Source organism: Streptomyces sp. NPDC006314, from assembly GCF_040613075.1.
Taxonomy (GTDB): domain Bacteria; phylum Actinomycetota; class Actinomycetes; order Streptomycetales; family Streptomycetaceae; genus Streptomyces.
On the sequence record NZ_JBEXRL010000025.1, the window covers coordinates 72,224 to 98,702 of the forward strand.

Annotated in this window: 20 protein-coding genes; 10 read left to right on the forward strand and 10 right to left on the reverse strand. The window is 70.5% G+C overall.

The window, feature by feature from the left end:
* The first annotated feature begins 88 nt into the window (after positions 1 to 88).
* Positions 89 to 646, forward strand: coding sequence for a DUF6114 domain-containing protein (locus ABZ079_RS32325; RefSeq protein WP_356943002.1), 558 nt, complete (start codon positions 89 to 91; stop codon positions 644 to 646).
* The gene (locus ABZ079_RS32330; RefSeq protein WP_356943003.1) at positions 636 to 2,060 is read left to right on the forward strand and encodes a hypothetical protein; all 1,425 of its coding nucleotides are present in this window, start codon (positions 636 to 638) and stop codon (positions 2,058 to 2,060) included. The genes ABZ079_RS32325 and ABZ079_RS32330 overlap by 11 nt, the downstream gene beginning before the upstream one ends.
* 97 nt (positions 2,061 to 2,157) lie before the next feature.
* Here ABZ079_RS32330 and pyk read toward each other — a convergent pair whose 3' ends face one another.
* From pyk to pta, 3 genes are all read right to left on the reverse strand, one after another.
* Positions 2,158 to 3,582: a pyruvate kinase gene (gene pyk / locus ABZ079_RS32335; RefSeq protein ID WP_356943004.1), complete on the reverse strand. Its 1,425-nt coding sequence runs from the start codon at positions 3,580 to 3,582 to the stop codon at positions 2,158 to 2,160.
* Between the two features lie 84 nt (positions 3,583 to 3,666).
* Positions 3,667 to 4,875: an acetate kinase gene (locus ABZ079_RS32340; protein ID WP_356943005.1), complete on the reverse strand. Its 1,209-nt coding sequence runs from the start codon at positions 4,873 to 4,875 to the stop codon at positions 3,667 to 3,669.
* Between the two features lie 22 nt (positions 4,876 to 4,897).
* Entirely contained in the window at positions 4,898 to 6,973 is a 2,076-nt protein-coding gene (gene pta, locus ABZ079_RS32345) for a phosphate acetyltransferase (protein WP_356943006.1), read from the reverse strand.
* Between the two features lie 200 nt (positions 6,974 to 7,173).
* Between pta and ABZ079_RS32350 the strand changes: the two genes are divergently transcribed.
* The gene (locus ABZ079_RS32350) at positions 7,174 to 8,199 is read left to right on the forward strand and encodes an ATP-dependent 6-phosphofructokinase (protein ID WP_356943007.1); all 1,026 of its coding nucleotides are present in this window, start codon (positions 7,174 to 7,176) and stop codon (positions 8,197 to 8,199) included.
* Between the two features lie 27 nt (positions 8,200 to 8,226).
* Here the strand turns inward: ABZ079_RS32350 and ABZ079_RS32355 are convergent, their stop codons facing one another.
* The 3 genes from ABZ079_RS32355 to ABZ079_RS32365 form a co-directional block, all read right to left on the reverse strand.
* Complete coding sequence (locus tag ABZ079_RS32355) at positions 8,227 to 8,934, reverse strand: helix-turn-helix transcriptional regulator (protein ID WP_356943008.1); 708 nt, start codon at positions 8,932 to 8,934, stop codon at positions 8,227 to 8,229.
* 209 nt (positions 8,935 to 9,143) lie between these two features.
* Complete coding sequence (locus ABZ079_RS32360; RefSeq protein ID WP_356943009.1) at positions 9,144 to 9,833, reverse strand: response regulator; 690 nt, start codon at positions 9,831 to 9,833, stop codon at positions 9,144 to 9,146.
* The gene (locus ABZ079_RS32365; protein WP_356943010.1) at positions 9,830 to 11,482 is read right to left on the reverse strand and encodes a sensor histidine kinase; all 1,653 of its coding nucleotides are present in this window, start codon (positions 11,480 to 11,482) and stop codon (positions 9,830 to 9,832) included. Before ABZ079_RS32365 ends, ABZ079_RS32360 begins: the two co-directional genes overlap by 4 nt.
* 154 nt (positions 11,483 to 11,636) lie before the next feature.
* On the opposite strand from ABZ079_RS32365, the gene ABZ079_RS32370 reads away from it, so the two are divergent.
* Positions 11,637 to 13,016, forward strand: coding sequence for a cation:dicarboxylase symporter family transporter (locus ABZ079_RS32370; protein ID WP_356943011.1), 1,380 nt, complete (start codon positions 11,637 to 11,639; stop codon positions 13,014 to 13,016).
* Positions 13,017 to 13,248: 232 nt separating this feature from the next.
* On the opposite strand, the gene ABZ079_RS32375 is transcribed toward ABZ079_RS32370, so the two are convergent.
* Complete coding sequence (locus tag ABZ079_RS32375; protein WP_356943012.1) at positions 13,249 to 13,866, reverse strand: TetR/AcrR family transcriptional regulator; 618 nt, start codon at positions 13,864 to 13,866, stop codon at positions 13,249 to 13,251.
* Positions 13,867 to 14,009: 143 nt separating this feature from the next.
* Between ABZ079_RS32375 and ABZ079_RS32380 the strand changes: the two genes are divergently transcribed.
* From ABZ079_RS32380 to ABZ079_RS32405, 6 genes are all read left to right on the forward strand, one after another.
* The gene (locus tag ABZ079_RS32380) at positions 14,010 to 15,695 is read left to right on the forward strand and encodes an MFS transporter (RefSeq protein WP_356943013.1); all 1,686 of its coding nucleotides are present in this window, start codon (positions 14,010 to 14,012) and stop codon (positions 15,693 to 15,695) included.
* 161 nt (positions 15,696 to 15,856) lie between these two features.
* A complete protein-coding gene (locus tag ABZ079_RS32385) occupies positions 15,857 to 16,285 on the forward strand; it encodes a MerR family transcriptional regulator (RefSeq protein WP_356943014.1) in 429 nt (142 codons plus the stop codon).
* On the forward strand, positions 16,282 to 16,614 hold the full coding sequence (trxA, locus tag ABZ079_RS32390; RefSeq protein ID WP_356943015.1) for a thioredoxin: 333 nt from the start codon (positions 16,282 to 16,284) through the stop codon (positions 16,612 to 16,614). The genes ABZ079_RS32385 and trxA overlap by 4 nt, the downstream gene beginning before the upstream one ends.
* A 203-nt stretch (positions 16,615 to 16,817) precedes the next feature.
* Positions 16,818 to 19,052 carry a UvrD-helicase domain-containing protein gene (locus ABZ079_RS32395; protein WP_356943025.1) on the forward strand — a complete coding sequence of 745 codons (2,235 nt, stop codon included), beginning with the start codon at positions 16,818 to 16,820 and terminating at the stop codon, positions 19,050 to 19,052.
* A 474-nt stretch (positions 19,053 to 19,526) separates the two neighbouring features.
* The gene (locus tag ABZ079_RS32400; protein ID WP_356943016.1) at positions 19,527 to 19,727 is read left to right on the forward strand and encodes a hypothetical protein; all 201 of its coding nucleotides are present in this window, start codon (positions 19,527 to 19,529) and stop codon (positions 19,725 to 19,727) included.
* Between the two features lie 212 nt (positions 19,728 to 19,939).
* A complete protein-coding gene (locus ABZ079_RS32405; RefSeq protein WP_356943017.1) occupies positions 19,940 to 22,060 on the forward strand; it encodes a hypothetical protein in 2,121 nt (706 codons plus the stop codon).
* A gap of 21 nt (positions 22,061 to 22,081) precedes the next feature.
* Here the strand turns inward: ABZ079_RS32405 and glgB are convergent, their stop codons facing one another.
* The 3 genes from glgB to ABZ079_RS32420 all read right to left on the reverse strand — a co-directional run.
* The gene (glgB, locus tag ABZ079_RS32410; RefSeq protein ID WP_356943018.1) at positions 22,082 to 24,409 is read right to left on the reverse strand and encodes a 1,4-alpha-glucan branching enzyme; all 2,328 of its coding nucleotides are present in this window, start codon (positions 24,407 to 24,409) and stop codon (positions 22,082 to 22,084) included.
* A gap of 22 nt (positions 24,410 to 24,431) precedes the next feature.
* Positions 24,432 to 25,871, reverse strand: coding sequence for a maltokinase (locus tag ABZ079_RS32415; RefSeq protein WP_356943019.1), 1,440 nt, complete (start codon positions 25,869 to 25,871; stop codon positions 24,432 to 24,434).
* Positions 25,872 to 25,964: 93 nt separating this feature from the next.
* Positions 25,965 to 26,479 (reverse strand): alpha-glucosidase C-terminal domain-containing protein (locus ABZ079_RS32420; RefSeq protein WP_356943020.1); only part of this gene is annotated, 515 nt, incomplete at its 5' end.

Genomic DNA, 26,479 nt, shown 5'->3' on the forward strand with positions numbered 1-26,479 from the left:
GCGCCCCCGCCCGTTCCATCATCCGCCGCGCTTTCACGCGCGGCGCACATCACCACCACAGCAACGCCGCACCAGGGAGCTGTTTTCCATGAGCGCCGAGACTCCTGCCGCCGCATCCGGCCAGTTCACCCGCCGGAGGCTGCAGTTCCGCGCCTGGCGGGGCACGCGTCCGTTCTGGGCCGGTCTGTATGTCCTGCTCAGCGGCCTTCCGATCATGTACTTCCCGTACTTCCACCTCCAGCTCGGTCATCTGACGCTGGCGATGGCGACCACGGCGGGGGCCGGCTCCCTGATCATCGGTGTGCTGCTCGTCGTCCTGGGCATCAGCCTCTGGTTCCAGAAGCACGTGAGGACGTTCGCGGGCGTGGCCGCGATCCTGCTCGCGCTGGTGTCCCTCCCCGTGTCCAACTTCGGCGGCTTCGTCATGGGCTTCCTGCTCGCCCTCATCGGCGGGGCGATGGCCGTCTCCTGGGCGCCGGGCGCGCCCGAGCAGCCGCAGCCGCCGGCCGAGGCCGCGCCGGGTGCGGGAGGTGCTCCCGAGGCCGCTCCGCTGCCCCATCAGGGCACGGACCCGCTGAGCAAGTCGAACGACCTGTCAGGAACGAGCCCGGCCAACGGGGCGAACGGGAGGCACAGTGCCGGCTGACGAGGTGACCCGCGGGACCGACGTGGACGGGTCCCGCGCGAGAACCGGGCCCCGCCACGCGGCACCCAAGAGGCCGCTGTTCACCAGGTTCCACATGCCGGCCGGCAAGGCGATAGCCTCCGTGGCGATGCCGACCGCGGTACTCATGGGCATGGGTTTCACATCCACGCTCGCCCTCGCCGACAACAACGGCAGCCCGTCACCGTCGACGTCGTCCAAGAGTCTGACGGCCGACGAGTACAAGGACTGCGTCAAGGCGCTGGACGACTCCGGGGACGCCTCGGCCTCGCCGTCGCCGTCCGCCTCGGACAGCAAGCCCGCGGACACCGCCACGCCCTCGGCGGACGCCGAGGACACGAAGGGCACGCAGGATCCGGGCAAGACCTCTTCGCCGGATCCGGGTTCCGACGGCAAGGCCGCGCCCAAGCCGACCGAGACCTCCGGCTCCGCCGACTCCGGTTCGGGCTCCGGCTCGTCGGACTCCGGTTCGGGCTCCGGCTCGTCGGACGCGGGCTCGGACCCGGACCCGGGTTCTGGTTCGGACTCCGGCGGTGCCACGGCCACGCCCACCCCGTCCGCGTCCCAGAGCAGTGACGGCGGCCTGCTGGACACCATCGGCGACACGCTCGGCGACGTTCTCACCGGCGGTACGAAGGACTCCGGAACGTCCTCCGCGAGCCCCACGCCGTCCGCGTCCCCGTCGTCCAGCGCGCCCTCGGAGCCCCCCTCCGGGAGCGACACGTCGTCGTCCGGTTCCAAGGGGTCCGACACCGTCGAGGACACCGCCTCCCAGGCCGGCAAGACGGCCGAGGACACGGTGAAGGACACCACCGGCACGGTCTCCAAGACCACCGAGGACACCGTCAAGGCGGCCGAGGACGCCACCGGGTCGGCGACCCCGACCCCGACCCCGTCCGCGAGCGCCACCGACGCCGCGGACGACTGCCCGGTGGCCACCGACGACGAGAGCGGTGTCGACAACAAGACACCGGTGGCGGACGACCCCTGGTACCTCAACGCCAGCTCCCTGCTGCTCAAGGGCGCCGACTACCAGGGCATCGTCGAGGTGAAGAGGGCCAACGGCACCAAGAAGAAGGTGCTGAAGTACGTCATCTCCGGTGGCACGGACATCGGCGACCTGCACCAGACGGTGAACGACAAGCAGGCGGGCAAGACGTACCACGTACAGGCGTCCAAGGGCTCGACGTCCACCATCCGCGGCGGCGACACCGTGATGTACACCGAGAGCATCTCGGGCAACCTGTTCGGTCTGATCCCGGTGACCTTCAGCCCCGACAGCCCGCCCCCGCTGAACATCCCGCTGATCTACTTCACCAACGTGAAGGTGGTCCAGGCCGCTCAGTTCGGCGGCAACCTGCACGTGCCCGGCATGCACGTGTACACGACCGGCTGACCGGTCGCACAAGCCCGTTCGGGAGCCGCACACAGCTGAGGGCGCCCCCTGGCCACAGGGGGCGCCCTCAGTGCCGTGAAAGGCCCTTACGGGCTTCTCAGTTGGCGCCGCCGAGGTGGTGGACACGGAGCATGTTGGTGGTGCCGGGGACGCCGGGAGGCGAGCCGGCGGTGATGATCACGGTTTCGCCCGCGTCGAACCGGCCCAGCTTGGCGACCTCCTGGTCCACCAGGTCGACCATCTCGTCGGTGCTGTTCACGAACGGCACGACGTGCGACTCCACGCCCCAGCTGAGCGTGAGCTGGTTGCGCGTGGCCTCCTCCGTGGTGAAGGCGATGATCGGCTGGACCGCGCGGTAGCGGGAGAGCCGGCGCGCGGTGTCACCGGACTTGGTGAAGGCGATCAGGCCCTTGCCGCCGAGGAAGTCGGCGATCTCGGCGGCCGCGCGGGCCACCGAACCGCCCTGCGTGCGCGGCTTCTTGCCCGGCACCAGCGGCTGCAGGCCCTTGGAGAGCAGCTCCTGCTCGGCCGCCTGGACGATCTTCGACATGGTCTTGACCGTCTCGACCGGGTACGCGCCCACGCTCGACTCCGCCGACAGCATGACCGCGTCGGCGCCGTCCAGGATCGCGTTGGCCACGTCGGAGGCCTCGGCGCGGGTCGGGCGGGAGTTGGTGATCATCGACTCCATCATCTGGGTCGCCACGATCACCGGCTTGGCGTTGCGCCGGCACAGCTCGATCAGGCGCTTCTGCACCATGGGGACCTTCTCGAGCGGGTACTCGACGGCCAGGTCACCACGGGCGACCATGACGGCGTCGAACGCCGCCACGACGTCCTCCATGTTCTCGACCGCCTGCGGCTTCTCCACCTTGGCGATCACCGGGACGCGGCGGCCCTCCTCGTCCATCACCTTGTGGACGTCGTGGACGTCCTTGGCGTCCCGGACGAAGGACAGCGCGACCATGTCACAGCCCATGCGGAGGGCGAAGCGCAGGTCCTCGACGTCCTTCTCGCTCAGCGCGGGCACGTTGACGGCCGCGCCGGGCAGGTTGATGCCCTTGTGGTCGGAGACGACACCGCCCTCGATGACGATGGTCCGCACCCGTGGGCCCTCGACGTCCAGCACCTTCAGCTCGACGTTGCCGTCGTTGATCAGGACCTGGTCGCCGCGCGAGACGTCGCCCGGCAGCCCCTTGTACGTCGTACCGCAGGTGTGCTTGTCGCCCGGCACGTCCTCGGTCGTGATGACGAACTCGTCACCGCGCTCCAGCTCGACCGGACCCTCGGCGAAGGTCTCCAGACGGATCTTCGGGCCCTGCAGGTCGGCGAGGACACCGATGGCCCGGCCGGTCTCCTTGGCCGCGGCCCGGACGCGGTCGTACCGCGCCTGGTGCTCGGCGTGGGTGCCGTGGCTGAAGTTGAACCGGGCCACATTCATGCCCGCCTCGATCATGGCGACGAGCATCTCGTGGGAGTCGACCGCGGGGCCGAGAGTACAGACGATTTTCGAACGGCGCATGGGGCGATCCTATCGGTTTGTTTCGCTACGGAATATTCCGTCTGGCGGAAGATACAAATGAGTGCCACACCGCTCAGGTGCTATTCAGTTGTGCTTTCCGACCAGTGCGTAGGTCTGCGTCGCGATCTCCAGTTCTTCATCCGTCGGCACCACGGCCACGGCCACCCGCGCCGAGTCGGGCGAAATCAGCCGCGGCTCCCCGCCGCGCACGGCGTTGCGCTCCGGGTCGACCGCCAGGCCCAGGCTCTCCAGACCCGCGATCGCGGCCTCCCGCACCGGCGCCGCGTTCTCGCCGACGCCGGCGGTGAAGGCGACCGCGTCGACCGTGCCGAGCACGGCGTAATAGGCGCCGATGTACTTCCTGAGCCGGTGAATGTAAATGTCGAAGGCGAGCGTGGCCTCTTCGTCGCCCTCGTCGATCCGGCGGCGGATCTCCCGCATGTCGTTGTCCCCGCACAGACCGAACAGGCCGCTCCTCTTGTTGAGAAGAGTGTCGATCTCGTCCATGGACATTCCGCCGACACGCGCCAAATGGAAGATGACCGCCGGGTCCAGATCACCGGATCGCGTACCCATCACGAGCCCCTCCAAAGGCGTCAGACCCATGGAGGTGTCCACGCACCGGCCCCCCGCGACCGCGGACGCCGAGGCGCCGTTGCCCAGGTGCAGCACGATGACGTTGACCTCGGACGGGTCCCTGCCCAGCAGCCGCGCGGTCTCCCGGGAGACGTACGCGTGCGAGGTGCCGTGGAAGCCGTAGCGGCGGATGCGGTGGCGGTCGGCGATCTTCGGGTCGATCGCGTAACGTGCCGCGGACTCCGGCATGGTCGTGTGGAACGCCGTGTCGAAGACGGCGACCTGGGGCAGGTCGGGGCGCAGCGCCTGCGCGGTGCGGATGCCGGTGAGGTTGGCCGGGTTGTGCAGCGGGGCGACCGGGATCAGCCGCTCGATCTCGGAGAGCACCTCGTCGTCGATGACGGTGGGCTCGGTGAAGAACATCCCGCCGTGCACCACCCGGTGCCCGATCGCGGCCAGTTCGGGGGAGTCCAGGCCGAGCCCGTCCCGGCTCAGCTCCTCGGCGACCGCCTTGAGGGCGGCGTCGTGGTCGGCGATCGGCCCGCTGTGCTCACGGGTGTCACCGGAGGTGAGGCAGGTGTGCTTGAGCCGGGAGGTCTGCTCGCCGATGCGCTCCACCAGGCCGACGGCGAGCCGGCCGGCGTCACGCATGTCGAGGAGCTGGTACTTCACCGAGGAGGAGCCGGAGTTGAGGACGAGGACACGAGTCGCGGTCACGGTGCTGGAATGCTCTCTTTGCTCAGGTGGCGGGCGTCTGGGCCTGGATCGCCGTGATGGCGACGGTGTTGACGATGTCCTGGACGAGCGCGCCCCGGGACAGGTCGTTGACCGGCTTGCGCAGACCCTGCAGAACCGGGCCGACGGCGATCGCGCCGGCCGACCGCTGCACGGCCTTGTAGGTGTTGTTGCCGGTGTTCAGGTCGGGGAAGATCAGCACGCTGGCCTGCCCCGCGACCTCGGAGTCGGGCAGCTTGGTGGCGGCGACGGACGGCTCCACGGCCGCGTCGTACTGGATCGGCCCCTCGATCTTCAGGTCCGGCCGCCGTGAGCGCGCCAGCTCGGTGGCCTCGCGCACCTTGTCGACGTCGGCGCCCGAACCGGACGTACCCGTGGAGTACGACAGCATCGCGATCCGCGGCTCCACCCCGAACTGCGCGGCCGTCCCCGCCGACTGGATGGCGATGTCCGCCAGCTGCTCGGCGTTCGGGTCCGGGTTGACCGCGCAGTCGCCGTAGACCAGCACCTTGTCGGCCAGGCACATGAAGAACACGGAGGAGACGATCGACGAGTCCTGCTTGGTCTTGATGATCTCGAAGGCCGGCCGGATGGTGGCCGCCGTGGAGTGCACCGAGCCGGACACCATCCCGTCGGCCAGACCCTCCTGGACCATCAGGGTGCCGAAGTAGTTCACGTCGGAGACGACGTCGTAGGCCAGCTCGACCGTGACGCCCTTGTGGGCGCGCAGCGCCGCGTACTTCTCGGCGAAGGAGTCGCGCAGTTCGGCGGTGGCCGGGTCGATCAGCTGGGTGTCACCGAGGTCGATGCCGAGGTCGGCGGCCCTCTTGCGGATCTGGTCGACCGGGCCGAGCAGGGTCAGGTCGCACACGCCCCGGCGGAGCAGCACCTCGGCGGCGTGCAGCACCCGCTCCTCGGTGCCCTCCGGGAGGACGACCCGCCGTTTGTCGGACCGCGCCTGCTCCAGCAGTTTGTGCTCGAACATCATCGGGGTGACCCGGTCGCTGCTCGGCGCCGAGACCCGGCGGGCCAGATCCGCGGTGTCGGCGTACCGCTCGAACAGGCCGAGCGCGGTCTCCGCCTTGCGCGGGGTGGCCGCGTTCAGCTTGCCCTCCAGGGAGAACAGCTGCTCGGCGGTGGGGAAGCTGTTGCCGGTCACGGAGAGCACCGGGGTGCCCGGAGCCAGGCGGGCGGCGAGGGTGAGGATCTCCTCGCTCGGCACCTCGTTCAGGGTGAGCAGCACGCCGGCTATCGGCGGGGTGCCGGCGCTGTGCGCCGCCAGCGACCCGACGACCAGGTCGGCGCGGTCGCCCGGGGTGACGACGAGGCAGCCCGGGGTCAGGGCGCCCAGGAAGTTCGGCAGCATCGCACCGCCGAAGACGAAGTTCAGCGCGTCCCGGGCGAGCCCCGAGTCGTCGCCGAGCAAAACCTTGGCGCCGAGGGCCTGGCCGATCTGCGCGACCGTGGGCGCGGACAGCGCGGGCTCGTCCGGCACCACGTAGCAGGGCACCGGCAGCCGGTTCGCGAGCCGCTCGGCGATCTCGTCGCGGTCCTCGCGGGCGACCCGGTTGGTGACCATGGCGAGCACGTCGCAGCCGAGGCCGTCGTAGGCGCGGTAGGCGTTGCGCGTCTCGGCGAGCACCGCCTCGGCGCTCTGCTTGCGGCCGCCTACCACCGGGATCACGGAGGCGCCGAACTCGTTGGCGAGGCGGGCGTTGAGGGACAGCTCGTCCGGCAGCTGGGTGTCGGCGAAGTCGGTGCCGAGCACGAGGACGACGTCGTAGTCCCGCGCCACCAGGTGGAAGCGGTCGACGAGCGTGGAGGCCAGCTCGTCGGTGCCCCGCTCGGCCTGGAGCGCGGAGGCCTCGTGGTAGTCCATGCCGTAGACGGTCGCCGGGTTCTGCGAGAGTCGGTACCGCGCCCGCAGCAGCTCGAACAGCCGATCGGGGCCGTCATGGACGAGCGGACGGAAGACCCCCACCCGATCGACCTGCCGGGTCAGGAGTTCCATGACCCCCAGCTCCACGACCTGGCGGCCGTCACCCCGGTCGATCCCGGTCACGTACACGCTGCGCGTCACGTGTCCACTCCGTTCCTCATGTCTCGACTTCGCGTCTGTCGCGTCTTCGGCATAAAAATCGCTCACCAAGGTGAGCAGAACCCTCTTGACAATACCCCTGCTGCCGGATAAGGCGCCCGTCAAGACCTCACTGCCCCGGCGGACGTGAAACAATCGACACCGGCTCACCGGCACCAACAGCGAGCAGGAGACACAGCACGATGCGCATCGGAGTTCTCACCGCAGGCGGCGACTGCCCCGGCCTGAACGCCGTGATCCGGTCGGTCGTGCACCGGGCGGTGGCGCAGTACGGCGACGAGGTCATCGGTTTCGAAGACGGCTACCGGGGTCTGCTCGACCGCCACTACCGCGCCCTCGACCTGGACGCGGTCAGCGGCATCCTGGCCCGCGGCGGCACCATACTCGGCTCCTCCCGCCTCGAGCGCGACCGGCTGCGCGAGGCCTGCTCCCGGGCCACCGACATGGTCGAGGAGTTCGGCATCGACGCGCTGATCCCGATCGGCGGAGAGGGCACCCTGACCGCGGCCCGCATGCTCTCCGACGCGGGTCTGCCGGTCGTCGGCGTCCCCAAGACGATCGACAACGACATCTCCTCCACCGACCGCACCTTCGGCTTCGACACGGCCGTCGGCGTGGCCACGGAGGCCATGGACCGCCTGAAGACGACGGCCGAGTCCCACCAGCGTGTGATGGTGGTCGAGGTCATGGGCCGGCACGCCGGCTGGATCGCCCTGGAGTCCGGCATGGCCGCCGGCGCCCACGGCATCTGCCTGCCCGAGCGTCCCTTCAACCCCGCCGACCTGGTCAAGATGGTCGAGGAACGCTTCGCCAGGGGCAAGAAGTTCGCCGTCGTCTGCGTCGCCGAGGGCGCCCACCCCGCCGAGGGCACCATGGACTACAGCAAGGGCGAGATCGACCAGTTCGGCCACGAGCGCTTCCAGGGCATCGGCACCGCGCTGGCGTACGAGCTGGAGCGGCGTCTCGGCAAGGAGGCCAAGCCGGTCATCCTCGGTCACATCCAGCGCGGTGGCGTGCCCACCGCCTACGACCGGGTCCTCGCCACCCGCTTCGGCTGGCACGCCGTCGAGGCCGCGCACCGCGGCGAGTTCGGCAAGATGACCGCGCTGCGCGGCACCGACGTCGTGATGGTGCCGCTCGCGGAGGCGGTCACCGAACTGAAGACGGTACCGAAGGACCGGATGGACGAGGCGGAGTCGGTCTTCTAGGCGGTCCGGTCCTCCACGGCCGTCCCCCTATGAGGTCCTGCCCTCCACGGCCGTCCAGAAGTTGTCGACGATCCGGTCGAGGAACTCCCGGCCGGAGTCGCTGGAGCCGTTGCCGCCGCCACCCCAGCTGAGGGTGGCGGCCATGTGCCCCTGGTAGTCCTGGTGCAGCTCCTGCAGCACCTCCTCCAGGACGCCCATGTCCAGGGGGACCAGCTTCGTCACCGGCCGCACATAGGCCTGCCAGCGGGTGGTCACCGCGCTGTGCAGCAGGCCGGCGAGCTTTTCCTCGCGGCCCGTGACGGCCACGAAGTCCGGCAGGGCGAGATCCAGCACCTGCGCGAGCGCGGCCGACTGGCGTTCGTCGCCCCGCCAGTCGCCGCGCTCCTCCATCCGCAGATACCCGCGCAGGTCCATGCCGACGGCGTGGGCGACGTCCTCGGGAGCGACGGCCCGGGCGATGCGATGCTCGCGCAGGGTCCGGGGCCGGCCGATGAGTTCGCCCGGGGAACACCACAACACGCCTGCCAGCGCGGTGAGTTCGGGGTTGCTGGGGACGGCGGTGCCGCGTTCCCAGGCGATCACGAGTTCAGGGGTGACGTACGGCAGCCCGTACGAGACACACAGCCCGTGGGCGACGTGCTCGGGTCCCATGCCGAGCGCGGCGCGGAGCCTGCGGGCGGCCGGGGCGTTGAACGGGGGAGCCGAGGGTTCGGGTCGGGGTGAGGGTGGGCGCACCCGGGACAACGTAGGGGCGTCCCGCGGTGCTGACTACGGTCGGTTTCGCCGAGATCACCTGTCGTAGGAAGGTACGGCTTGATCGCGGAGAGCGATCTGGCACCGGGTGTCATCCTCGTGTGACCCGGCGTTACCCGCGTCACCCTTCACCGCACCGCCCCGCGTGAAGCCATCGGGCCGTGGGGATCCTCGCGGGACCGTCCTGGCGCTCACCGCGCCTGGGAAACCCACCGATACACCAACTCCGGCCGGCCCACCTGCCCGTACAGTGGGCTCCGGCCGGCCCGGCCCGCCTCGACCAGGTGTTCCAGGTAGCGGCGGGCGGTGATCCGGGAGATTCCGACCGCCTCGGCGACCCCGGCGGCCGTAAGCCCTTTCGGTGCATCCCGCAGCGCGCCCGTCACCCGCTCCAGCGTCGGCCCGCTGAGCCCCTTCGGCAGGGCCGCCGGTGACGGGGCCCGGAGTACCGCCAGGGCCCGGTCGACCTCGTCCTGGCCGCTCGCCTCGCCGACCGCCGCGTGGAACTGGGCGTAGCGCGCCAGGCGGTCCCGGAGGGTGGCGAAGGTGAAGGGCTTCAGTACGTACTGGACGACGCCCAGGGAGACGCCTTCGCGGACCACCGCCAGGTCCCGGGCCGAGGTGACCGCTATGACGTCCGCGTGATGCCCGGCCGCGCGCAGGGAGCGCGCGAACTGCAGGCCGTGCACGTCCGGAAGGTGGAGGTCCAGCAGCAGGAGGTCCACCGGGGTGCGGTCCAGGACGCGGCGGGCCTCGGCGCCCGTGTGGGCCTTGCCGACGGCGACGAACCCCGGTACCCGGCCCACGTACATCACGTGCGCGTCCGCGGCCACCGGGTCGTCCTCCACCACCAGCACTCTGATCGGCCGGGAATCCGTCATGCCGTGCCGCCTTCCGGTACCGGGGAAGGACCGACCGTCGCCGTGCGCAACGGCAACCGCACCTCGAACACCGCTCCGCCCTCACCCTCCTCGTCGGACTCCGCCACCGTCAACGTGCCCTCAAGGCGGGTCACCGCCTGCCGGACCAGGGCCAGCCCGAGACCCCGCCCGCCGGGCCCGGCGGGCTTCGTCGAGAACCCCCGCTGGAATACCAGGTCGGCATGGGAGGGGTCGACACCGGGGCCGGTGTCCGACACGCGCAGGACGAGTTCGGCGGCCGACGCGTACGCCGTCACCGTCACCCGCGCGCTGACGCTTCCCTGCGCCGCGTCCACCGCGTTGTCGATCAGGTTGCCGAGGATGGTCACGAGGTCCCGCGCGGACACGCTCTGCGGGAGCAGGCCGTCGTCCAGACGGCTGTCCCGCGACACCACCAGCTCCACGCCCCGCTCGTTGGCCTGGGCCGTCTTGCCCAGCAGCAGAGCGGCCAGTACCGGTTCGCTCACCGCCGCGACCACCTGGTCGGTCAGGGCCTGGGCCAGCTCCAGCTCCGCCGTCGCGAACTCCACCGCGTCCTCGGCCCGGCCCAGCTCGATCAGCGACACGACCGTGTGCAGGCGGTTCGCCGCCTCGTGCGCCTGGGAGCGCAGGGCCTGGGTGAAGCCCCGCTCCGAATCCAGCTCGCCCATCAAGGACTGGAGTTCGGTCACGTCGCGGAGGGTGGCGACCGTGCCGCGCCGCTCCCCGCCGGACACCGGGGACGTGTTCACCACCAGGACCCGGGACGCCGTCAGGTGGACCTCGTCCACCCGGGGCTCGGACGCCAGCAGTGCGCCCGTCAGCGGGGCCGGCAGACCCAGGTCCGCCACCGAGCGGCCGACCACGTCCTCCTCCTCGCCCACGCCCAGCAGCTCCCGACCGCCGTCGTTGATCAGCGCCACCCTGTACTGCCCGTCCAGCATCAGCAGGCCCTCGCGGACCGCGTGCAGTGCCGCCTGGTGGTAGTCGTGCATCCGGCTCAGCTCGGTGGCGTTCATGCCGTGGGTGTGTCGGCGCAGCCGGGCGTTGACGACGTACGTGCCGACCGCTCCCAGCAGCAGAGCTCCGCCGGCCACCCCGAGCAGGGCCGTGACCTGGTCCTGGGCCCGGGCGCTGATCGCCTCCACCTTGATCCCGGCGCTGACCAGACCGATGACGCGGCCGTTCTCCTCCACCGGGGTCACCGCGCGGACGGACGGGCCGAGCGTGCCGGTGTACGTCTCGGTCAAGGTGTGGCCGTGCTGGGCGGGGCCGATGCGGCCGAGGAAGCGTTTGCCGATCTGCTTCCGGTCGGGGTGGGTCCAGCGGATGCCGTCCGGGTTCATGATCGTGACGAAGTCGACGTCCGTGTCCCGCATGACCTGGAGCGCGTACGGCTCCAGGTCGGCCGTCGGGTCGGGGGTGCGGATCGCCGAGCGGACCGAGGGGGCGTCGGCGATCGAGCGAGCCACCGCCGTGACCTGGCGGACCGCGGCGTCCTCGGCCTGCCCCCGGTCGCTGACGTAGGTGAACAGCGCGTACCCGGCCACGACCACCGCTATCAGCACGGCCTGCATGGCGAACAGCTGGCCCGCCAGGCTGCGGGGTCGGGGGATGGCGGGTACGCGCATGCCAGCAGTGTGCCTCTCCGGTCAAGCGTGAACTAAATGAACGGAAGGGTGACCGCCCTCACAGGCCGGGAGATAGTCACGGCATTCCCCAACAACGCCCGGACGTGAGCCGCACGCCGGTTGTTCGCCGACGAAGACGTCAAGGAGGGCAGTCGTGGCCGCCAGCACTCCCGATACGGCACCTGCCGCAGCCCGCGTGAAGCGGGACCGGACCCATTACCTGTACATCGCCGTCATCGTGGCGGTCGCGCTCGGCATCGCCGTGGGGCTCATCTGGCCCGATGCTGCGGTCGAGCTCAAGCCGCTGGGCACCGGCTTTGTGAAACTGATCAAGATGATGATCTCGCCGATCATCTTCTGCACGATCGTGCTCGGGATCGGTTCCGTACGGAAAGCCGCCAAGGTCGGCACCGTCGGCGGTATCGCCCTCGGCTACTTCCTCGTGATGTCGCTCGTCGCGCTCGCCATCGGCCTCGCCGTCGGCAACGTGCTGCACCCGGGCGACGGGCTGCACCTGACCGACGCGCTCAAGCAGACCGGGCACGCCCAGGTGTCCAGCGAGGCGCTGCCCCCCGTCGACTTCGTGCTGTCGATCATCCCGGCCACGTTCGTCTCCGCCTTCACCGGGGACCAGGTCCTCCAGACGCTGCTGGTGGCCCTGCTCAGCGGGTTCGCGCTGCAGGCCATGGGGTCGGCCGGGCAGCCGGTGCTGCGCGGCATCGAGCACATCCAGCGGCTCGTCTTCCGCATCCTGTCCATGGTCATGTGGGCCGCGCCGATCGGTGCGTTCGGCGCCATCGCGGCGGTCGTCGGTTCGGCCGGCCTGGACGCGCTGAAGAGCCTCGCCGTCCTGATGCTGGGCTTCTACATCACCTGTTTCCTGTTCGTCTTCCTCGTGCTCGGCGCGCTGCTGCGGATCGTCGCGGGCCTGAACGTCTTCTCCCTGTTCAAGTACCTCGCCCGTGAGTTCCTGCTGATCCTTTCCACCTCCTCCTCCGAGTCCGCGCTGCCGCGGCTGATCGCGAAGATGGAGCACCTCGGTGTCAGCAAGCCGGTCGTCGGCATCACCGTGCCGACCGGGTACTCCTTCAATCTCGACGGCACGATGATCTACATGACCATGGCGTCGCTGTACATCGCCGACGCGCTGGGTACGCCGATGTCCATCGGGGAGCAGATTCCGCTGCTGCTCTTCCTGCTGCTGGCCTCGAAGGGCGCGGCGGGTGTCAGCGGTGCGGGCCTCGCCACCCTCGCCGGTGGTCTGCAGTCGCACAAGCCCGCGCTGGTCGACGGCGTCGGCCTCATCGTCGGCATCGACCGCTTCATGAGCGAGGCGCGGGCGCTGACGAACTTCGCGGGCAACGCGGTCGCGACCGTGCTGGTGGGGACCTGGACCAAGGAGATCGACCAGGGTCGTGTGCAGCGGGTGCTCGCGGGTGAGCTGCCGTTCGACGAGAAGACGCTGATGGACGAGGGCCGGGTCACGGCCGCCGATGTTCCCGAGCCGAGGGAAGAGGAGCTGGCCAAGGCCTGAGGGGCCGCCGGGCCAGTCCGGTCCGGCGGCCGCGGGCCCGCCGGAACCGGTCGCGCCCATCCGGCGAAGCCGCATGTCGATACCGCCCCGCGCTCCTCAGGGCGCGCTGCCCCTCGCGCCCGCGAGGCGTCCCTGCTCCGGACGTCCGGCCCCGCCTGAACCCGGGCCGGGCGTCCGGGTACCGCCGGGCGGCCGAGTCTCCCCGTACCTCGGCCGCCCGGCTTCTTTCTGTCTACTCACTCACCCGGGCCACCAGCGCGGTGGCCGTCGAGGCGGGCACGCCCGCCGCGGTCAGCACGGCGACCGTGGCGGAGCGGCCCGCCTCCTGCGCTGCCAGCAGCCCGTCGTTCACCGCCTCCATCACCGCGAACAGCATCTGCTCGTGCACGTACGCGAGCGCCGGCGCGGGCAGCGGGGAGCTGAACACGCCGTCGTCCAGGCCCTGTCGGAGCAGCCGGATCGTGGCCTCGCGCAGCGGTGCGAGGCGTTCGCGGATGCCCTGGACGGTGACCGTGCGCTGGGCGAGGGCGACCAGCAGCCGGTAGCGGTCGGCGATCTCCCAGATCGCGAGCACCGAGCGGGCCACCGCCTCCGCCGGGTCGGTCACCGCCTCCCGGGCGCGCGTGTCCGCGTCCGTCAGCGCCTCCACGGCCTCGTCCACCAGCGTGCTGATCAGCGCCTCCCGGCTGGGGAAGTGGCCGTACACCGTCCGCCGTACGACGCCCGCGGCGCGCGCGATCTGGTCCATGGAGGCGTCGGGGTCGCGCAGCAGTTCGGTGAGGGCGACGTCGAGGATGCGGCGCCGGTTGGCGTCGGCGCGGCTGGTGTTACCCGTGGTCATGGCGGTCATTCTGCCCTCCCGGTCCGACTTGCACCGCGCTGTGCAACAGACGTACATTGCACATCGTTGTGCAATTGCACGCCACTGTGCAAGTCATTGCGCGCAACCACGTCCCACTTCTCGTCGCACACCTGAGGAAGGCGATCCCTGCCATGCGACTCGTCATGACCGAACCGGTCGAGAGGACCGACCGGCCCTACGCCCGGCGCTGGTGGGCACTGCTGGTGCTCTGCCTGAGCCTGCTGATCATCGTGATGGCGAACACCGCCCTCACGGTCGCGGCGCCCGACATGACGAAGGACCTCGGGCTCTCCAGTGCCGACCTGCAATGGGTGATCGACGGCTACACCGTCCCGTACGCGGCGCTGATGCTGCTGCTCGGCGCGATCGGCGACAAGTACAGCCGGCGCGGGGCGCTCGTCCTCGGCCTGGTGGTCTTCGGCGGGGGTGCCGTCTTCGGATACCTCGCCGACAGCTCCACCACCGTCATCACGGCCCGTGCCGTGATGGGCGTCGGTGCGGCGCTGATCATGCCGGCCACGCTCTCGCTGCTCGCCGCGACCTTCCCGCGGGCGGAACGCGCCAAGGCCATCACGCTGTGGACCGCCACCGCCGGGCTCGCCATCGCCGCCGGACCGGTGGTCGCCGGCGCCCTCCTGCGGAACCACGGCTGGTCCTCCACCTTCCTGATCAACGTGCCCATCGCCGCGGTCGCGATCGTCGGCGCCCTCGTCCTCGTACCGCCGTCCAAGGCCGGCCACCACGACCGGATCGACTACGTCGGCGGCCTGCTGTCGGTGATCTGGACCGGCTCGCTGATCTACATGATCATCGAGGGCCCGCACTTCGGCTGGGGGGCCAAGGCCGTGAGCGCCGCGGTCGTCGCGGGCGTCGGCCTCGCCGGCTTCGTCTTCTGGGAACTGCGCCACCCGCGTCCGATCCTGGACGTCCGCCGGTTCGCCCACCGCCGGTTCGCGGGCTCCAACCTCGCCGTCGCCCTGTTCTTCCTCGCCGTCTTCGGCGCCTTCTACTACCTCACCCAGCACCTGCAGTTCGTCCTCGGCTACGACGCCCTGGAGACCGGCGTGCGCATGCTGCCGCTGGCCGGTGCCGTCTTCGCCGGCTCGGCCCTGACCGGCTGGCTCACCCCGCGCGTGGGCATGAAGTGGACCGTCAGCGCGGGCATGGTCGGCGGCACGACCGCCCTCGCGCTGCTGACCGGGGTGGACGCGGGCTCGGCGTACGGCGACTTCGTGGCGCCCCTGATCATCCTGGGCCTCGCCATCGGCCTCGCCCTCTCGCCCTGCACGGACGCCATCATGGGCGCGTTCCCGGAGTCGGAACTGGGCGTCGGCGGCGCCGTCAACGACACCTCGCTGGAGCTGGGCGGCTCGCTCGGCATCGCCCTCCTCGGCTCGCTGCTCGCGACCTCCTACGGCGACCACCTCGCCGACGCCACCGCCGGCAGCGGGCTCCCGGCGAGCGCCCTGGGCACCGCGCAGGACTCGGTCGGCGCCGGGTACGCCGTCGCGCAGGGCATCGGCGAGAAGGCACACCGGCTGGGCGCGCAGGCGGCTCGGGCGAAGGACCCGCAGCAGGCCGCGCAGCTCAAGCAGCAGGCCGCCGAACTGGCCGCCGGCGCCCGCCGGATGGCCGACGCGGTCGGCTCCGCCTTCTCCGACGCCGTGGCCCACACCAGCCTGGTCGGCGCGGTGATCCTCGGGATCGGCACGATCCTGGTGGCCTTCCTGCTGCCGCGCCGCGAGGCCGCGGTGGCCGAGGTGAGGGAAGAGGGAAGGGAAGAGGCGCGGGAACTCGCCGACAGCGCAGCCGACTGACCTCTGCGCCCCTCCATCCACCGACGTGCCGTGCCGGTCGACCGGAACGGCACGTTCGTGCGTGGCGTCAGCATCCGCAGGGAGGCGCGCGGGGCGCTGCCCACAGCCGCCGCTGCCCCCGCCTTGACTTGACGTCGACGTCAACACCTACGGTCATGGATATGCGAATCGGCGAGCTGGCCGCTCGGGCCGGAACCACCACCCGCACCCTGCGCTACTACGAGGCACGGGGACTGCTGCCCGCCCGGCGCGACGACAAGGGGCACCGCACGTACGGCGAGAGCGACCTGCGACTGCTGCGGCAGATCCGGACGCTGCAGGACTTCGGGTTCGATCTGGAGGAGACGCGGCCGTTCGTGGAGTGCCTGCGCGCCGGGCATCCGGCGGGCGACTCCTGCCCGGCCTCCCTCGCGGTCTACCGCCGCAAGCTGGACGAGCTGGACGCGCTCATCGGGCAGTTGGCGGCGGTGCGGGAGACGGTCGCGGGGCAGCTGGAGCGGGCCGAGCGGGCCAGGGACGAGCTGGCCGCCGAGGCGCTGGTTCCGGGAGGTCCGGAACCCGTGTGCGAGCTGGGAGGGCTGACGCGGTGAGCTTGGTGAGCGGACTGACCGAGGTGACGGACGACGACTTCGAGACGGAGGTGCTCGGCGCCGACCTGCCGGTGCTGGTGCAGTTCACGGCCGACTGGTGCGGGCCGTGCCGGCAGCTGGCGCCGGTGCTGAAGGACATCGCCTTCGAGGAGGGCGACCGGATGAAGATCGTACAGATCGACGTGGACCGCAATCCGGGTACGACGGTCGCCTACGGCGTGCTGTCCACGCCGACCCTCATGGTGTTCCGGGAGGGTGAGCCGGTGCGTTCGATGGTGGGGGCACGGCCCAAGCGGCGGCTGCTGGAGGAGCTGGCGGACGTGCTGTGAGGCAGACGTCCGGCAAGGCAGACGTCCCGTAAAGGGGGGCGTCCCGCCGACGAAAAATCCCCCGAGCAATTGCGCTCGGGGGATTTCTGTGCGTATATTCAGTGGTTCGCGTCTTGAATTTACAAAGGCGCGGCGAAGTTCAGTGAGCACAGTATATCCGGGCGGGAGCGGAATTGTCAAACACCGACTTTCCAGACGATGAATTGCGGCACGAGCAGGAATTCATCGACGGACTTTACGCGCGTGTGGACGTGCTGCGCGGCGAGACCGAGACCTCGGTCGCGGACGCGCTCGCCCAGGGTGACAAGCCCATGCAGGCCCGCCTGGAGCGGGACATCCTGGTCGCCGAGCGCTCGGGGCTGCTCGCCGCGCTGAACGCCGTGGACGGCTCGCTCTGCTTCGGCCGGATCGACCTGTCCGACGGCGCCACACACCACATCGGCCGGATCGGGCTGCGCGAGGACGACACCGAGCGCACCCCGGTCCTCGTCGACTGGCGGGCCGACGTCGCCCGCCCGTTCTACCTGGCCACCGGCCACACCCCGATGGGCCTGCGCCGCCGCCGGCACATCGCCACCGAGGGCCGGACCGTGACCTCCCTGCACGACGAGATCCTCGACCTCGGCGACGCCACCCGCACCGGCCACGAGGACCCCAGCGGGGACGCCGTGCTGCTGGCCGCGCTGAACTCGGCGCGCACCGGCCGGATGAGCGACATCGTGCAGACCATCCAGGCCGAGCAGGACGAGATCATCCGGGCGCCCCATCGCGGCGTACTGGTCGTGGAGGGCGGCCCCGGCACCGGCAAGACCGCCGTGGCCCTGCACCGTGCCGCCTATCTGCTGTACGAGCACCGGGAACTGCTGGCGCGCCGGGCCGTGCTCATCGTCGGCCCGAACCCGGCCTTCCTCGGCTACATCGGCGAGGTGCTGCCCTCCCTCGGCGAGACCGGGGTGCTGCTGGCCACGGTCGGCGAGCTGTTCCCCGGCGTGAAGGCCACCGCCACCGACACCCCCGAGGCGGCCGCCGTGAAGGGCCGCGCCGCCATGGCCGACGTGCTCGCCGCCGTCGTACGCGACCGGCAGGCCCTGCCCGACCCGGTGATCGCGATCGAGCACGACCGTGAGGTGCTGATGCTGGACGACGGCCTGGTGGGCGTCGCCCGGGAACGCACCCGCGCGGTCAAGCTGCCGCACAACGTGGCCCGCGAGTACTTCGAGGGGCACATCCTCAACACGCTCACCGAGCTGTACGCCGAGCGCGTGGGCACCGACCCCTACGACGGCAGCAGCCTGCTCGACGCCTCCGACGTCACCCAGATCCGTGACGAGATCGCCGAGAACCCCGAAGTCTGGTCCGCCATCGACCGGTTGTGGCCCCGGATCACCCCGCAGCGGCTGGTCGCCGACTTCCTCGCGGAGCCGGACGGCTACCTGCCCGAGGCGGACGCCGACGCGATCCGCCGCCCGGTGACCCGCGCCTGGACCGTCGCCGACGTGCCCCTCCTGGACGAGGCGGCCGAACTCCTCGGTGAGGACGACCGGCTGGCGAGGGCACGCGCCGAGCGCGAACGGGAGACCCAGATCGCCTACGCACAGGGCGTCCTGGACGTCTCGTACGCCTCCCGGACGTACGAGTTCGAGGACAAGGAGGACGGTGATCCCGAGGCCTCGGAGGTGTTGTCGGCGCACGACATCATCGACGCCGAGCGGTTCGCCGAGCGACACGAGGAGGCGGACCACCGCAGCGCCGCCGAGCGCGCCGCCGCCGACCGCACCTGGGCGTTCGGGCACATCATCGTGGACGAGGCGCAGGAGCTGTCGCCGATGGCCTGGCGGCTGCTCATGCGGCGCAGCCCCACCCGCTCGATGACCCTGGTCGGCGACCCCGCGCAGACCGCCGAGGCGGCCGGCGTCGGCTCCTGGGCGGACATCCTCGCCCCGTACGTCGAGGACCGCTGGGAGCACACCCGCCTCGGCGTCAACTACCGAACCCCGGCCGAGATCATGGACCTGGCCGCGGCCGTCGTCCGCGCCGCGCACCCGGACTTCGAACCGCCCCGCTCGGTCCGTTCGACGGGCGTACGGCCCTGGGTGCGGCAGGTCCTCGACGACCTGCCCGGCGCGGTCGCCAAGGCGGTCGTTGAACTCACCCCCACCGAGGGCCGGCTGGCGGTCATCGCCCCGCGCGAACTGCACCGGACGCTGGCAGCCCGGCTCGACGGGCTCACGGCCGGCGCGGAACCCGACCTGACGCAGACGGTCGTCCTCCTCGATCCCCGGCAGTCCAAGGGCCTGGAGTTCGACTCGGTGCTGGTCGTGGAGCCGGGCCGGTACGGCACGAGCGACCTGTACGTGGCCCTGACCCGGGCCACGCAGCGGCTCGGGGTGCTGTACACGGGTGAACTCCCGACGGCCTTCGCCGAGGCCACCAGGTAGCGGCTCGCCTCCCCGTTGTGCGGCCGGTGCGGTGAGCGCAGCCTTCACCGCACCGGCCGGCGCGCCGGACCTGGGGGGACTCCGTACCGCAGGGGCGGCTCTATTAGCACCGATCGCATCGCGGGTCAATGGTGAAAAGATCCCGCCGGACGAAGATGCGATCCGCTCTCCTGTTCGGCTTATCGGGTAAACGGGTGAAGCTCGCGGGTTGTTAGTATTTGGAACCTCTGGCCAAGGGGTTTCTTTCCGTGCTCCAGCTGACGTGATGGCGGCCCCCAACCGCGATGGCTCGTGCGATAGCGATCGGAAAAGGCGTCGTATCCGTCGTGAGTGCGCCTGACGCCATCATCGAGCTGGTAACCCGTTCCGAAGGGTCTGCAGGAAGAGGCGGTCGACACCGGGGAGGCGAGATGTCAATGTTCTGGCTGCCCGGACCAGGGAGGTTCGGTGTCGGAGCATTGTCTAAGGATCCTCATGTCCGTACTGGGTGACGGCAATCCGTCTGGCCTCGATGGGCTGCGACGGCAGCTTGACGCGCTGAGCAAGCAGTTGGAGGAACTCAAGGAGCGGGTCGAGGAGATGGGGAGGGTGCATGAGAGGCGCAACGCCAAGGCCTTCTGCCTTTCCGTAGTGGGACTGCTCCTCGGTCTCCTCGTTGACCTCTTCAAGAATTGATCGGAACTGATCGAATAAGATCGATTCTCGATGTCCCTTGGCAAGTATCTCGCTCGCGCTGGTGACACTCTCGTACTCCGGTGGACGCCGACCTATCTCTCATCCTCTAATGCGGTATGCAGTTCAGGGACTTGGGGAATTAGATGGCTGACGACACGCGTCCTTTTCCGCTGCCTGCCTCTCGAGAAGAGCAGGAAGACTGGATCGAGGCGGTGCTTCGCACCCCGGGGGTCAACGTCCCGCGGGGAGCGCTGAGCAATATCGCGCCCTTCATCGTCGAGCCGAGCGCTCTGCTGGGAGTGGCCGACGCGGCTGGACGACCAAGGCTGGCGGACCGTGCCCTGCGCCGGATCACCACCGAGGCCGGGGACATGACGGTGGTGAGCGTCCGCATGCACGGGGTCGGGGGTGTCGTCTGGGAGAACAACGAACGGATCAGCTCGGCCTGGCACTCTCTGGCGGACCCCTCAGAGGTCACGGACGAGCGCCGCGTTCTGGCGAGGGTCCATCCCTGGACCGAGGCGACTCCGGAAGGCGGAGAGGAGGCCTTCGCGGCGTTGCGCAGGTCTGTCGCCAGCAGAGAGGAACTGATCTCCGATGTCAGACTGGCGGTGGACGCACTGGCCAAGCGTGTGGGCCACCGCCCCTATGACCTGAAGCAGGACCTCATCCTCAACGGTCAGCAGGAGCCCGGCCTGTATGTCGCCCAGCACTTCCGGCTGGAGGAACCGCCACTGGGAGACAAGGAGGGGCAGCCGCTGCACCCCGCCGAGCACTGGGGGTGGATGGCCGTCCGCGGCAACAACCGGACGAAGGAGCGCCAGGAGATCTACGGAGTGAGCTCCGCGGAGGTGCTCACCGGAGTGCCACTCAAGCGGCTGGGCGGAGAGGGGGAGACCCTGGTCTTCGATCCGCACCAATGGCTGACGCGGCTCTCGGAGACGCTCAACCGGGAGTTCGCGGCAGAGGGGTCATGGGAACCGGACAGCTCCTGCCGCGCCGTCCGGGCGAGGAACGTCGCCGTGGTCGAGGCGCAGTTGGTTGTCGGCAGCACCACACCACGCCGTCTGTACCGCATCGTGCAGATGAGTAACCGGCGCGACCACGTACACCCCCCTCTGGGCTTCACCCAGAACGACCGAAGCCGCGCGCTCGCCCGCAGCGTCCTCGGTGCCTACGTGGCGGCCGGCCAGTTGGACGAGAAGACGGCCGAAGTGCTCTCCGGGGCCGCGCCGGTGACGGAACTTCCGGGCGCGCCGAGCGGCGCCACCGTGAGCGAACTCAGGGACCTGCGCTCGATGATGCTGCTGCGCGAGCTGTTCCCCACCGACGGTGCCAAGCGCTTCATCATCCGGCGGGTGCTCAGCGAGTCGCCTCCCTCCCAGCTCACCGCCCCGGAGGTGAACCAGCGAGCGCGCGCGTGGTCGGCCCTGACCTCCGAAAGTTATCCCAAGGCCTGGAATCCGCGCATCGGCGAGGTATTGCAGGTGTCGGACGTACGGACCGGTGTGGCGATCTCCAAGCGCCCGCTACGGGAGCTCCTCGCGGTGGCCGATACGGAGGAGCAGGCTTTCGAGGAACTGGTGAGCTACCGTGCCGCGCACTGGCTGGCCGCCTTCGGCATTCTCGAGGCCGACCGTGGTTCACTGGCGGGCCAGAAGTCCGATGAGGACGACGGCATGGAGGCGACCCGCGTGCGGCGCGGCGTGCGCAACGCGCTCAACGCCCTGCGCAACAACAGCAGGCAGCAGGCAGTCGCACTGCTCAGAGAGCTGGCTCTGGCCATGGACGAGGGGGACCGCAAACCGAGACGCGTGAGCAGCTCCGGGGAACAGCTCTATGAACCGATGAACCGCGCATGGTTCAATCGCGAGTTTCCCAAGGAAACCGGCAAGCGGGTCAGTAGGCCCAGGCTCCCGGGCGCGCGCACCGCACCACAAGACCGGGCAGACCACGGCGCGCCCAAGGCCGTCCCGCCCACCACCGGTCGCTCTGAGACCCTTCCTCCAGGACGTGGTGCGAGTGACCCCGCCCCTCCACCAGCCGCGGACGGCGTAGCCGAGACGCCCTCCCTGTTCCCCGCTCCCGAGGAGCAAGGCGTCCACCACCTTGAGCAGTGGGCGGACGAGGTGCGGACCCGGGTGAGCCGACTGCTGGACGAAACACGTCAGGCCAGGGAAGTTCTGGACAGAATGGCCGACCGAGCCCGGGAGGAGAACGTTCGGTTCGTGTTCAGCCGAGGCCAGGCCGACGAGATCGCTCGCGAAGTCCCTCGCACGCTTCGCACGCTGCGTGAACTCCCGGAACTCGTGGAGGCCTTGACCGAGCCGTGACGGCCCGGTCAAGGGTGTTCCTCACGCCGGCCGCAACCACACCGTCGCCAGGGGTGGCAGCGTCAGCCCGATGCTCGCCGGGCGGCCGTGCCAGGGCTGGGGTTCCGGCTTGATGACGTCCGGGTTGGTCACGTCGCTTCCGCCGTAGCGGCCGGCGTCGGTGTTGAGCACCTCCAGCCAGGCCGGTACGTCCTCCGGGACGCCGAGGCGGTAGTCCTGCCGGATCACCGGGGCCAGGTGGGAGACGGCGAGGAGCGGAGTGCCGTCGGCGTCCAGGCGCAGGAACGCGAAGACGTTGTCGTCCGCCGCGTCCCCGGTGATCCACTGGAAGCCCGCCGGGTCGGTGTCCCGTTGCCAGAGGGGCGGGGCCGCGCGGTACCGCGCGTTCAGGTCCCGCACGAGATCCCGCACACCCCGGTGATCGGCCTCGGCGCCGTAGGACGGGTCGAGCAGCCACCAGTCGGGGCCGTGCGCCTCGGACCACTCGGCCCCCTGGGCGAACTCCTGCCCCATGAACAGCAGCTGCTTGCCCGGATGGGCCCACATGAAGCCGAGGTAGGCGCGGTGGCCCGCACGCTGCTGCCACCAGTCGCCCGGCATCTTCGACACCAGGGACCGCTTGCCGTGGACCACCTCGTCGTGGGAGATGGGCAGGACGTAGTTCTCGCTGTACGCGTAGACCATCGAGAACGTCATCTGGTGGTGGTGGTACCTGCGGTGCACGGGATCGTGGCTCATGTACTGCAGGGAGTCGTGCATCCAGCCCATGTTCCACTTCAGGCCGAAACCGAGGCCGCCGAAGCCGCTCGGGCCCTTGTGGTGGGTGGGCCGGGTGACGCCGTCCCAGGCCGTGGATTCCTCGGCGACCGTCACCACGCCGGGGCAGCGCCGGTACACGGTGGCGTTCATCTCCTGCAGGAAGGCCACCGCGTCCAGGTTCTCCCGGCCGCCGTGCTCGTTCGGCGTCCACTGGCCCGGCTCGCGCGAGTAGTCCAGGTAGAGCATCGAGGCGACCGCGTCCACACGCAGGCCGTCGATGTGGAACTCCTCGCACCAGTACACCGCGTTCGCCACCAGGAAGTTGCGGACCTCGCGGCGGCCGAAGTCGAACTCCAGCGTGCCCCAGTCCGGATGGGCGGCCCGCAACGGATCGTGGTGCTCGTACAGCGGACGCCCGTCGAACTCGGCGAGCGCCCAGTCGTCACGCGGGAAGTGCGCCGGGACCCAGTCCATCAGCACGCCGATACCGGCCTGGTGCAGCCTGTCCACCAGGTACTTGAAGTCATCGGGGGTGCCGAGGCGGGCCGTCGGGGCGTAGAAGCCGGTGACCTGGTAGCCCCAGGAACCGCCGAAGGGGTGCTCGGCGACCGGCATCAGCTCCACATGCGTGAAGCCCATCTCCGTCACGTACGCGGTGAGTTGATCCGCCAGCTGGCGGTAGGTGAGGCCCGGTCGCCAGGACGGGAGATGGACCTCGTAGACGGAGAAGGGTGACTCGTGGACCGGGGTGCCCGCACGGCGGGCCATCCACTCCGCGTCGCCCCACTCGTGGTGCGAGACGTGCACGATCGAGGACGTGGCGGGCGGGGTCTCGGTGCGGCGGGCCAGCGGGTCGGCGCGCAGGGTGCGGGAGCCGTCCGGACGGGTGATCTCGAACTTGTACAGCTCGCCCTCGCCGATGCCCGGCACGAACAGCTCCCAGATCCCGGTGGAGCCGAGCGAGCGCATCGGATAGCCGGTGCCGTCCCAGAAGCTGAAGCTCCCGGTGACCCGGACGCCCCGCGCGTTCGGGGCCCACACCGCGAACCGGGTGCCGGACACCCCCTGGTGGGTCGTGACGTGCGCGCCGAGCGCCCGCCACAGCTCCTCGTGCCGGCCCTCACCGATCAGGTGCAGGTCCAGGTCACCGAGCGTGGGCAGGAAACGGTAGGCGTCCTCGGTCTCGTGCACCGTGCCGTCGTACGTCACGAGCAGCCGGTACACCGGGATCTCGCCCAGCGGCAGGAGCCCGGAGAAGAAGCCGTCGCCGTCGTCGTGCAGTTCCGCGCGCAGGTCACCGGAGACCACGGTGACCGCCTGTGCGTGGGGGCGGAAGGCGCGGAAGGCGACACCGCCCGGGACCGGATGCGCGCCGAGGACGGCGTGCGGGGCGTGGTGGGTGCCGTTCAGCAGCCGCTCGCGGTCGCCGGCGTCGACGGCGGGGGAGACGGCGACCTCCAGCACGGGCGGCGCCGGCTGCGGGGGCACCTGCGTGACCTGCGTCAGCTCGGCCTTCTGCGCCGCGCCCTTCTTCTCGGGCCTGCTCTTGCCGGACTTGTTCTTCGAGGTGGCTGACTTCTTGGACGTCACGAGCGAGTCTCCCGGGCGAGGATCATATCGATTCGGACGTGGCGAGGCGCCGGACCGCCGACAGCGGAACGGGGAGCCAGTCGGGGCGGTGCCGGGCCTCGTAGACGACCTCGTAGACCGCCTTGTCGGTCTCGTAGGCCCGCAGCAGCACCGGATCGGTGCGCGGGTCGCGGCCGGCCACCTCCGCGTACCCCGAGCAGTAGGCGGCCCGGCAGGCGTGTGCCCAGTCCGGGGCGGCCAAAGCCGCCGAGTGGGCCGCGTAGTCGAAGGAGCGGAGCATCCCCGCGATGTCCCGCACCGGCGGCTGCGCCATGCGCCGCTCGGCCAGCGGCCGGGCCGGCTCGCCCTCGAAGTCGATCAGCGACCACTCACCGGACGGCGAGCGCAGGCACTGCCCGAGGTGCAGATCGCCGTGGACGCGCTGCGCGGTCCAGATGCGGCCCTCGGCGGCGAGATCGGCCAGCGCCTCGTACGCGGACCGCAGCGCGTGCGCGTACGGCCGCAGCGCCGGCACCGCCTGCACGGCCGCGTCCAGCCGCTCGGTCATGCCGTCGACCAGCAGCCGAAGCTGGGCGTGGCCGAGGGTGACCGTCGGCAGCGCACGGGCGAGCGCGGTGTGCACCTCGGCCGTGGCCCGACCCAGCGCCCGTGCCTCGGCGACGAAGTCCTCCCCCTTGGCCAGCTCGCGCAGCGCCAGCTCCCAGCCGTCGGTGGCGCCGCTGACGTAGGGCTGGAGCACGGCCAGGACGTACGACCCGTCGGGTTCATCGGCAAGCTCGGCCCGGAGCCACGCCGTCGGCGCGGGCACCCGGGGGCAGCCCTCGCGGGCCAGGGCGAGGGGGATCTCCAGGTCGGGGTTGACGCCGGGGACGACCCGGCGCAACAGCTTCAGAATAAACGTATCGCCGTAGACCACCGACGAGTTGGACTGCTCGGCGGTCATCAGCCGGGCCACGAGACCCTCGCGGATCTCCTGGCGCGGGTCCCGCTCGAAACACAGCCCGCCGACGCGGGCCTGGGTGCGCAGGGCCTCCAGGAGCACTTCGGCGGGCCGGGGGTCGTGCAGGGCCTCGTACACCGTACGGCCGGCGAGCGGACCGTCTTCCAGGTGTCCGATCAGCGCGGGCGCCAGCCGGGGCGGCAGCGCCTCGCGCACGCCTATGAGGAGCTGGTAGCAGTCGCCGGGGTGCGGCGGTCCGCCCAGCGCGGACGGCTGGTGGACGCGCAGCAGCAGGTGGTACAGGCCCAGCCGGCCGTCAGGCGGCAGCAGTTCGGTGACGGCCACCGGGGTGAACCCGGTGACCGGGCGCCCCTTGCCCGCGAACCAGCGCTGCCGTGGCAGCCATGCGCGCAGCAGTGGTGCGAGCGAGGCGAGGAGGTGACTCGTGGGACCGGTGGTGCCGGACGAAGAACCGAAGGGGGTGCTGGGGGTGGTGCCGGAGGGGGTGACCGTTTCCGCCATGGGCGTCACGTCCTTTCCCCGGGTCGTCGGGGTGTTACTGATGCGTGCCCCGGGTGGGGCGGTGGAAACGCCCCACCGCCCCACCCGGCCGGACTACATGGCCTCCCGGCGCAGCCGGAACCAGTAGAAGCCGTGGCCCGCGAGGGTGAGCAGGTACGGCAGCTCGCCGATCGCCGGGAACCGGACCCCGCCGAACAACTCGACCGGGTGCCGCCCGCCGAACCGGCTCAGGTCCAGCTCCGTGGGCTGCGCGAAGCGGGAGAAGTTGTGGACGCACAGCACGAGGTCGTCCTCGTACTCGCGCAGGAAGGCGAGCACCGCCGGGTTCGACGACGGCAGCTCGGTGTAGGACCCCAGTCCGAAGGCGGGATTCTGCTTGCGGATCTCGATCATGCGGCGGGTCCAGTGCAGCAGGCTGGACGGGGAGGCCATGGAGGCCTCGACGTTGGTCACCTGGTAGCCGTAGACCGGGTCCATGATCGCGGGCAGGAAGAGGCGTCCCGGATCACAGGACGAGAAGCCCGCGTTGCGGTCGGGGGTCCACTGCATGGGGGTGCGCACCGCGTCGCGGTCACCGAGCCAGATGTTGTCGCCCATGCCGATCTCGT

Bases quoted from the DNA above. Each gene is read 5' to 3' on its own strand.
- ABZ079_RS32325 (WP_356943002.1), top strand. From the start codon at position 89: ATGAGCGCCGAGACTCCTGCCGCCGCATCCGGCCAGTTCACCCGCCGG.
- pyk (WP_356943004.1), bottom strand. From the start codon at position 3,582: ATGCGCCGTTCGAAAATCGTCTGTACTCTCGGCCCCGCGGTCGACTCC.
- ABZ079_RS32350 (WP_356943007.1), top strand. From the start codon at position 7,174: ATGCGCATCGGAGTTCTCACCGCAGGCGGCGACTGCCCCGGCCTGAAC.
- ABZ079_RS32360 (WP_356943009.1), bottom strand. From the start codon at position 9,833: ATGACGGATTCCCGGCCGATCAGAGTGCTGGTGGTGGAGGACGACCCG.
- ABZ079_RS32365 (WP_356943010.1), bottom strand. From the start codon at position 11,482: ATGCGCGTACCCGCCATCCCCCGACCCCGCAGCCTGGCGGGCCAGCTG.
- ABZ079_RS32375 (WP_356943012.1), bottom strand. From the start codon at position 13,866: ATGACCGCCATGACCACGGGTAACACCAGCCGCGCCGACGCCAACCGG.
- ABZ079_RS32380 (WP_356943013.1), top strand. From the start codon at position 14,010: ATGCGACTCGTCATGACCGAACCGGTCGAGAGGACCGACCGGCCCTAC.
- ABZ079_RS32385 (WP_356943014.1), top strand. From the start codon at position 15,857: ATGCGAATCGGCGAGCTGGCCGCTCGGGCCGGAACCACCACCCGCACC.
- ABZ079_RS32400 (WP_356943016.1), top strand. From the start codon at position 19,527: ATGTCCGTACTGGGTGACGGCAATCCGTCTGGCCTCGATGGGCTGCGA.
- ABZ079_RS32415 (WP_356943019.1), bottom strand. From the start codon at position 25,871: ATGGCGGAAACGGTCACCCCCTCCGGCACCACCCCCAGCACCCCCTTC.